The organism is Dietzia sp. (assembly GCF_036741115.1).
Classification (GTDB): domain Bacteria; phylum Actinomycetota; class Actinomycetes; order Mycobacteriales; family Mycobacteriaceae; genus Dietzia.
Genome location: NZ_DAINST010000077.1, coordinates 958 through 9482, shown reverse-complemented (window position 1 = coordinate 9482; position 8525 = coordinate 958). Strand labels below are relative to the sequence as shown.

The 8525-nt window shown below is 68.2% G+C and carries 7 protein-coding genes; all 7 read left to right on the top strand.

What is annotated here, in order from left to right; genetic code table 11:
- The coding region (locus tag V7E05_RS11495) for a transglycosylase domain-containing protein (RefSeq protein WP_333619793.1) at positions 1–2329 on the top strand (2329 nt) is incomplete at its 5' end.
- A 138-nt stretch (positions 2330–2467) separates the two neighbouring features.
- The gene (locus tag V7E05_RS11490; protein ID WP_333619792.1) at positions 2468–4255 is read left to right on the top strand and encodes a glycosyltransferase family 87 protein; all 1788 of its coding nucleotides are present in this window, start codon (positions 2468–2470) and stop codon (positions 4253–4255) included.
- Positions 4248–4439: a hypothetical protein gene (locus V7E05_RS11485; protein WP_333619791.1), complete on the top strand. Its 192-nt coding sequence runs from the start codon at positions 4248–4250 to the stop codon at positions 4437–4439. The genes V7E05_RS11490 and V7E05_RS11485 overlap by 8 nt, the downstream gene beginning before the upstream one ends.
- 493 nt (positions 4440–4932) lie before the next feature.
- The gene (gene rpsF / locus V7E05_RS11480; protein WP_333619790.1) at positions 4933–5220 is read left to right on the top strand and encodes a 30S ribosomal protein S6; all 288 of its coding nucleotides are present in this window, start codon (positions 4933–4935) and stop codon (positions 5218–5220) included.
- 87 nt (positions 5221–5307) lie between these two features.
- Positions 5308–5895: a single-stranded DNA-binding protein gene (locus tag V7E05_RS11475; protein WP_333619789.1), complete on the top strand. Its 588-nt coding sequence runs from the start codon at positions 5308–5310 to the stop codon at positions 5893–5895.
- Between the two features lie 195 nt (positions 5896–6090).
- Positions 6091–6543 carry a 50S ribosomal protein L9 gene (rplI, locus tag V7E05_RS11470; protein ID WP_333619788.1) on the top strand — a complete coding sequence of 151 codons (453 nt, stop codon included), beginning with the start codon at positions 6091–6093 and terminating at the stop codon, positions 6541–6543.
- 691 nt (positions 6544–7234) lie between these two features.
- A partial coding sequence (locus V7E05_RS11465) for a DnaB-like helicase N-terminal domain-containing protein (RefSeq protein ID WP_333619787.1) occupies positions 7235–8525 on the top strand: 1291 nt, incomplete at its 3' end.

The following is an 8525-nucleotide window of genomic DNA, read 5'->3' as shown; positions in this document are numbered from 1 at the left end:
GAGGTGCATGGGCCAGGAAACCAACAGGAGCGAGAAGCCGGGATCGGACGATTCCGGCGGGCGCGCCTCGCGCGCCACGCGTGCTGCGACGCGGAAGGAGGAGGCCCGGAGCTTCTTCGGCCGCCACCCCTTCCTCGGCACGCTGGCCGTGCTGGTCGTGATCTTCGTGGTGATCCCCGTGATCATCGTCGCGATCATGTACCAGCGCCAGGACATCCCCACACCGGACTCGGTGCAGGCCAACCAGGTCTCGGAGATGTACTACGGCGACGATTCGACGCTCATGGGCCGCATCGTGCCGCCGGAGGGCAACCGCACGAACGTCAAGATCGACGACATCCCGGTCCACGTGCGCAACGCCGTCGTGGCCGCCGAGGACCGTACGTTCTACTCGAACCAGGGCTTCGACCCGATGGGCATCGCCCGCGCCGCGATGGGCCAGGTGACCGGCAAGTCCACCGCCGGCGGCGGTTCGACGATCACCCAGCAGTACGTCAAGAACACGCTGGTGGGCGACGAGGTCTCCTATAAGCGCAAGGCCAAGGAGATCCTCATCGCCGCGAAGATGACCTCCTCGTGGTCCAAGGACCAGATCCTCGAGTCGTACCTCAACACCATCTACTTCGGCCGCGGTGCGTACGGCATCGACGCCGCCGCGCAGTCGTACTTCAACAAGCCCGTGGGTGCGCTCACGGTGTCCGAGGGCGCGCTCCTCGCGGGGATGATCCAGTCGCCGTCCGCGCTGGATCCCGTGGGCAACCGCCCGGCAGCCGAGCAGCGCTGGAACTACGTGCTCGACGGGATGGTCGACATGGGCGGCCTCCCCGCCGAGGAGCGCGCCAAGGCGCAGTTTCCCTCCGTGGTCGAGGACGCGGCGCCGCTGCAGCAAAACGTCGGTCCGCCGTCAAACGGCCCGATCCGCCGCCAGGTGCTCGCCGAGCTCACGAATTCGGGCATCTCCGAGGACATGATCAACACCCGGGGCCTGCGGATTATCACGACCATCGATCCCAAGGTCCAGCAGAGCGTGCTCTCCTCGGTCGACGAGGTGATGAGCTACCAGCCGGAGAGCAACAAGTCCGCGGCGGTCTCGGTCGATCCGAGGACCGGCGCCGTCAAGGGCTACTTCGGCGGTAACGACGCCGAGGGCTGGGACTACGCGAACGCGCCGCTGCAGACCGGCTCGACGTTCAAGATCTTCGCGCTGGCCGCGGCGCTCGATCAGGGCATCCCCCTCACACAGCAGGTCTCCTCCGCGCCGGTGACGTCGGGCAACATCACCATCAACAACTCCGAGGGCACGTCGTGCGGCACCTGCTCGATCGCCCAGGCGCTCAAGCAGTCGCTCAACACGTCCTTTATCCGCCTGCAGACGATGCTCAAGAACGGACCGCAGGACACCGCCGACATGGCGCACAAGGCAGGCATCCCCGAGCACATCCCGGGCCTGCCGAGCGAGACGCTGTCCGAGGACGGCGGCACGCCGTACGAAGGCGTCGTGCTCGGCCAGTACCCGGTCCGCACGTTGGACATGGCGACCGGCCTCGCGACCTTCGCCGACTCGGGCATGTACCACCCGACGCACTTCGTGCAGAAGGTCATCGCCTCCGACGGCGAGGTGCTCCTCGACAACAGCGCGCCCGAGGGCGAGCAGCGGATCGACGAGGACGTGGCGAACAACCTGATCTCCGCGATGGGGCCGATCGCCTCCTACTCGCGCGGGCACTCGCTCGCCGGCGGGCGCGCCTCGGCGGCGAAGTCCGGTACCGCGCAGCTTCTCGACACCGGCAACAACAAGGACGCGTGGTTCATCGGCGCGACGCCGTCGCTCGCGACGGCCGTGTGGATGGGCACCGGCGCGAACGAGCCGCTGTTCTCCGGCGGGACCGGCGGATCGATGTACGGAAACATGGACCCGGCGGACATCTGGAAGTCGATCATGGACCGCTCCCTCGAGGGCACCGACTACGAGACGTTCCCGGACCCCGGGTACATCGGCGGCCAGGCCGGAGCCCCGTCGTATGACACCGGCAACACCAGTTCTGCCGAGGGCGGTGGCGGCGGTGGGACCACGACCGGCGGCGGCACCGGATACGGGACCGGCGGCGGCACGACCGGAACCGGTACCGGTGGCGGCGCGACCCAGCAGGAGACGCAGTCCGCGCCGACTCAGCAGCAGGGCGGGGGAGGCGGCGGCCAGTCCCCGCAGGCGCCCGCTGATGAGTTCCAGAATCAGGTCAACGACTTCCTCGACGGCCTGGGCCTCGACGCCGGTGGTGGTGGCGGCGGGGGCGGACAGCCCGCGCCGGCACCCCAGCCCGGCGGCTGACGCGCCGCATGAGGGCGAGCGCGCGGTTCGCGCGCGGTGAGAACGAGAGGACGGACCCGGCCGATGGCCGGGTCCGTCCCGCATTTGCCGGGGCACGTCCCGGGCACACTCCCGGCCCGGTCGGATAACGTAACCGACGTGACTGATGGCGATCCTCGACCAGGTTCCGGGACCGGTTCTGCGCCCGGCTCCGGGCCCTCCCCCGCAGCGGGCGCCGCGCCGGATCCCGACCGCGCGTACCGCTCCCCCCGGGCGCTGGCCCCCGACGAGTCTTCGCTCGCCCCGGAGGAGCGGCACCGCCCGGGTGACGGCCCCTTGCTGCCGGTCGCGGAGGCGTGGGGCGGGCCGCTCGGGAAGCACGCGGTGGTCGGTCGCCAACGGTGGGTCACGCCGCTGCGGGTGGTGCTGCTGTTCGCCGTCATCTTCCTGGCTTTCGGGTTCTTCTCCAAGGCCGGCTGCCTCGAGACCACCCACCCCACGGACGGCAGCGAGCCGAGCCTCATGTGGGACGGGCGGCAGTACTACAAGGCGTGCTACGCGGACCCGATCCCGCTGTGGGGCGTCGAGGGGCTCTCGCAGGGCGCGTTTCCGTACAAGTTCGGCTGGGTCGAAGGCGAGGGCGCAGACCAGATCACGCGGTACATGGAGTACCCGGTGCTCACGGGCCTGTGGCAGTACGCGTCCGCGCAGGTCGCGCTCGGCTGGGATCACCTGCAGCACATGGGTGCGCTGCCGGGCCCGATCCCGGTGATCAAGTACTTCTCCGTCGTGGTCGTCGGCATGGCGTTCTTCTGGCTCCTAGCCGTGTGGGCCACGTACCGATCGACGGGGCGCAGGCCGTGGGACACGCTGTTCATGGCGGCGAGTCCGCTGGTGATCTTCCAGGCGTTCACCAATTTCGACGCCATGGCGGTGGCCGCCTCGGCGCTCGCGCTGATGTTCTGGTCGCGCCGCATGCCGAAGTGGGCGGGCTTCGCGATCGGCATCGGCGTCGCGATGAAGCTCTACCCGCTGTTCCTCTTCGGCGCCCTCCTGGTGGTCGCGCTGCGGGCGCGAAAATACGTCGACCTGTTGTGGGCCATATGCGTCGCGGTGCTCACGTGGTCCGTCGTCAACCTGCCGATCGCCCTGCTCTTCCCCGAGGGGTGGCGGGAGTTCTTCCGGCTCAACAACGACCGCCCGCAGAACCCGGAATCGATTTATGCCGCCATTTCGGGTTTGACGTCGTGGGGCGGCTTCGACGCGCCCGGCGAGATCCCGTCGACCCTCAATACCGTCTCTCTCGTGCTGTTCGCGGCGGGCTGCGTGGGAGTCCTGGCCATCGGGTTGACGGCGCGGAAGACCCCGCGGATCGCGCAGCTCGCGTTCCTTATTGTGGCGATCTTCCTGCTCACCAACAAGGTGTGGAGCCCGCAGTATTCTCTGTGGCTCGTGCCGCTCGCGGTGCTCGCGATCCCGCGGGCGCGGGTGCTGCTGCCGTGGATGGTGTTCGACGCACTGCTGTGGGTCGCGCACATGTCGTATTTCGCGGGGACGGAGTCAAAGGGGCTCAATCCCGAGTGGTTCCACCTGTTGGTGCTCATCCGCGATGGGCTCGTGGTGTACGTGTGCGCGGCGATCGTGTGGGAGATCTACCGGCCGTCGCGGGATCTCGTGCGGCGCTGGCACGCGGACCTGCCGGGCGGGGATCCGCTGCTCGGGACGCTGGCGCCGGGCGGGGGTGATGGCGGTGATGCCGATGCTGCGGTGCGCGAATCCTTTGACGTGTCGGGGGAGTTCGGCGGCAGAGCTCCGGTGGCGCCGCGGCGTCGGCCGGTAGTGGCTCGGGCGGACGGGGCGGCCGGGGCGCGGGCTAAGACGACCGGGGGGCGGGCGAAGACGACAGCACGGTCAACGGCAGAGCAGAAGGCAGCAGGCGATGAGTAACTTTGAGATGTTCATGATGTGGCTGGGGATCTTCCTCGGCTTCGTCTGCCTGGTGGTTGCCGCCGGCGGATATCGCATGGGCTGGTCGAAGCGAGCGTGGGTGGGGACCATCGTCCTGGCGGTCGTGTTTCTCACGGTGTTTCCGATCATCGCGGCGTTGACGATGGGGCTCAGCCAGGGCTGATTGCCGGCGCGAGGCGGGCGATGTCGCGGACCGCGTTCCCGCGGCCTGCGGCCCGCACGGCGCTTCGCCAGGCGCATCGAGCCCGCGTGCTGCGCCATGCGCGTCGAGCCCACGGCCCGCGCGTGTTGTGCCAGGCGCGTTTCACACCCTTTGGTCGTGATTCACGCCTTCTCCGACCGCTATAGGGGTGTGATTCGGAGGAAACGGCGTGAAACGCACGCGGTGGGGCTCGGCCGGTGCTGCGCGAAATCCAATCGGCGGTGCCCGGTGGCCGGTGGGGCTCGGGCTGTGGTGCTCGGCGGATGCAGCGCTGGATCCTAGCGATAGGGCGCCGCCAGGGGGTCCAGAGGACCGGGGCGATCGCGTGGGCCAGGGGAAATTAGGCCCGTCCGGCGTCATGCGGATAAGCTTGACCAGTTGCTGACGCGACGACCCTCCTGCCGCGGTACCTGCTGCGGCCGAAAACCAAGACCATAGGAGGTGATGAGGTCCCGTGCGTCAATACGAAATGATGATCATCCTCGATCCCAGTCTCGACGAGCGCACCGTTGCCCCGTCCCTGGATACGTTCCTCAACGTAATCCGCAAGGACGGCGGCTCGGTCGACAAGGTCGATGTGTGGGGTAAGCGCCGTCTCGCCTACGAGATCGACAAGAAGAACGAGGGCATCTACGCCGTCGTCGATCTCAAGGCCGAGCCGGACTCCGTCAAGGAGCTCGACCGCCAGCTCGGACTCAACGAGTCCGTCCTGCGCACCAAGGTCCTCCGCACGGACGCGTAGTTTCGCTACGCAGACCGTGGTTCCCGGGCGCGAAAAGCCCGTAATCTAGGCGCGAACGCAAATCCGGCACTTCAAGGAGCGAGGCATATGGCAGGCGAAACCGTAATCACCGTCGTGGGCAACATGGTTGCCGACCCGGAGCTGCGGTTCACGCCGTCCGGTGCGGCGGTGGCGAACTTCCGTATCGCCTCGACTCCTCGGCGCTTCAACCAGCAGACGAACCAGTGGGAGGACGGCGAAGCGCTGTTCCTTACCTGCAATGTCTGGCGGCAGGCCGCGGAGAACGTGGCCGAGTCCCTGCAGCGTGGCATGCGTGTCATCGTGCAGGGTCGCCTCCGGCAGCGGTCCTTCGAGACCCGCGAGGGCGAGAAGCGCACGGTGTTCGAGCTCGAGGTCGACGAGGTCGGTCCCGCCCTCAAGTACGCCACGGCGAAGGTTGCCCGCACTCCTCGCGAGGGCGGCGGCTTCGGTGGCGGCCAGCAGGGGGGCGGCCAGGGCGGCTTCGGCGGGAACCAGGGTCAGGGAAACCAGGGCGGCTTCGGCGGCCAGCAGGGGGGCGGCCAGGGTGGCTTCGGCAACTCCGGTGGCCAGGGCCGCGGGCAGAACGACGACCCGTGGGGCAGCGCCCCGCAGGCCGGCGGTTTCGGCGGCGGGGACGACGAGCCCCCGTTCTAGGTCGCAGCGATTCCGGCCTGCTGCGGGCGAGCGCCCTCCGGGCCCGCGCCTCGCGACCGGCCCGGAACGCCCGAAAGCCACGCCCACCCACCTACGGCGCCGCCTCCCGCGCGCCGCGTCAATTCCACACACTCATGAGCAATGACCTCGCGGACCGCCCACCAGCGGCGGCGGGGGAAAGAAAGGTTAAGGATCATGAAGCTGATCCTCACCGCCGACGTCGACAACCTCGGTGCGCCGGGCGACATCGTCGAGGTCAAGGGCGGTTACGGACGTAACTTCCTGCTCCCGCGCGGCCTGGCCATCGTGGCCACGCCGGGTGCGGAGCGACAGATCGAGACCATCCAGCGGGTCCAGGCGGAGCGCGAGGTGCGCGATGCCGAGCACGCCAACGAGCTCAAGCAGAAGCTCGAGAGCCTCTCGGACGTCAAGGTCGCAGTCAAGGCCTCGGAGTCCGGCAAGCTCTTCGGTTCCGTGACCGCCGGCGATGTCGCCGACGCGATCCGCACCTCGGGTGGCCCGAAGCTCGACAAGCGCAACGTCGCGCTGCCCAAGGAGCACATCAAGAACCCGGGCAATCACAAGGCGACCGTGTCCCTCGGCCATGGCGTCGAGGCGATCGTCGCCGTCGAGGTCGTCGCGCAGTAGTTCCTCGCCCGGCAGAGCGTCTCGCCTCATGGGTCTGACGCCGTAGGGGCCTGGTGCCCCTGGGCAGTTCTTCGCAGAGCCCGCCACCGCAATTCGCGGTGGCGGGCTCTTGCGCGTCTGTGCGGCGGTGCGGCTGCGGAAAAGGGGACGGGCGCCGGCTGACGGCGACCTTCCCTTTGCCCCGCCTGCTACCCCGCGATAGCCCGTGTCCCACACGGGTTGCCGCGTCGGTCCAGGGCCGATCCGGTATGCACAGCCCCTGTGGATAACTCGGCCCGTAATCCCCGAACCGCGGGTGTATAACACGGAACGCAGAGTGAAATCGAGGGAAACCGGGACTTCCGGGAGGTTAGAGAAGGTAAAGAATTCACACCGCCTCTGACCTGCGAAAACTCTCTGACCAGTACTTTTCCGGCAACGCGCAAAGCTTATCCACTGCTTGTCCACACCCACGCCGGTAAATCCCGAGGTAACGGGGTAGTTGTCCACAGTTGTCCACAGGTGGTCACTCGCGATTGTTGATAACCCTGTGGATAAACTCCGCGAGCGGGAGCGCGATTTGCCGTGGATCGATCGCCGTCACCGAGCGGGAGCCCGACCCGCAGCCACCTGCACCGACCTCGCCCGGCGCCAGGATTGTCGGGCCGATCCACTAGACTTAGCAAGGATCGCAACACACGGAGGCGCGAAAATGGCGGCAGAATTCGAGCGGGAGGCCGGCGGCTTTCCGTCGGACTCGGACGCCCCTCCGGAGGAGCAGTTCGGCCGGGTCCCACCGCAGGATCAGACGGCCGAGCAGTCCGTGCTCGGCGGAATGCTCATGTCGAAGGACGCGATCGCAGACGTGGTCGAGGTCCTCGGGCCGGGCGATTTCTACAAGCCCGCGCACCAGGCTATCTACGACGTGGTCTTGGACCTCTACGCCCGCGGCGAGCCGGCCGACCCCGTCACGGTGGCGGCGGAGCTCGACCGCAAGGGGGAGCTCAAGCGAGCCGGCGGCGCGCCCTACATCCACACGCTAGTGTCCACGGTGCCCACGGCCGCGAACGCCGGGTATTACGCGCGGATCGTCTCGGAGAAGGCGGTGCTGCGGCGGCTGGTCGATGCCGGCACGCGAATCGTGCAGTACGGCTACTCGGGGGACGGCCAGGAGGTCGATGAGATCGTCGATCGCGCGCAGGCGGAGATCTTCGAGGTCACCGAGCGGCGCACGTCCGAGGACTACGTGGCGCTGTCGGAGCTGCTCCAGCCCACGATGGACGAGATGGACGAGATCCAGGAGGCCGGCGGCGTGGCCTCCGGCGTGCCCACGGGTTTCCACGATCTCGACGAGAAGATCTCGGGCCTGCGCGGCGGGCAGATGATCATTATCGCCGCCCGCCCCGGCGTGGGTAAGGCCCTCGCGCTCGATACGCCGATTCCCGTCTCCTTGGGGGATGACGGCGCAGTTTCTAGTTTTGTAGAGCTCGGCTCGCTGGCTGTCGGGGATACGGTGCTGTCCTCTTCCGGCGCGCCCACGGAGGTCGTGGCGCTCTCGGAGATCTGGACGGAGCGGCCGTGTCTGCGGCTCGTGTTCTCGGACGGCGCGGAGATCGTCGCCGATGCCGAACACGAGTGGGTCGTGGAGTTCGGCGGTACGAGCCAGACGATGACCACCAAGTCGCTCGAAACGATGCTCATGGTCGCCGAGGCCGGGGTCATGGTCCCGGAGTCTTCCGACCGCGGGGCGGCGCCGCGGCTGATTATCGATGTCCGCCCGGCCGAGTCGGTCCCGGTGCGTTGCATCGAGGTCGCGGCCGCGGACCACCTGTATCTCGCCGGTCCAACTGCGGTGCCGACCCACAACTCGACCATCGGCCTCGACATCATGCGGTCCGCCTCCATCCAGCACGGGATGGCATCCGTCGTGTTCTCCCTGGAGATGAGCCGCACCGAGATCGTGATGCGCCTGATGAGCGCCGAGGCGGAGGTCAAGCTCGCCT

Coding starts and splice junctions, on each gene's coding strand:
- V7E05_RS11475 (WP_333619789.1), top strand. CDS start 5,308: ATGGCAGGCGAAACCGTAATCACCGTCGTGGGCAACATGGTTGCCGAC.
- rplI (WP_333619788.1), top strand. CDS start 6,091: ATGAAGCTGATCCTCACCGCCGACGTCGACAACCTCGGTGCGCCGGGC.
- V7E05_RS11485 (WP_333619791.1), top strand. CDS start 4,248: ATGAGTAACTTTGAGATGTTCATGATGTGGCTGGGGATCTTCCTCGGC.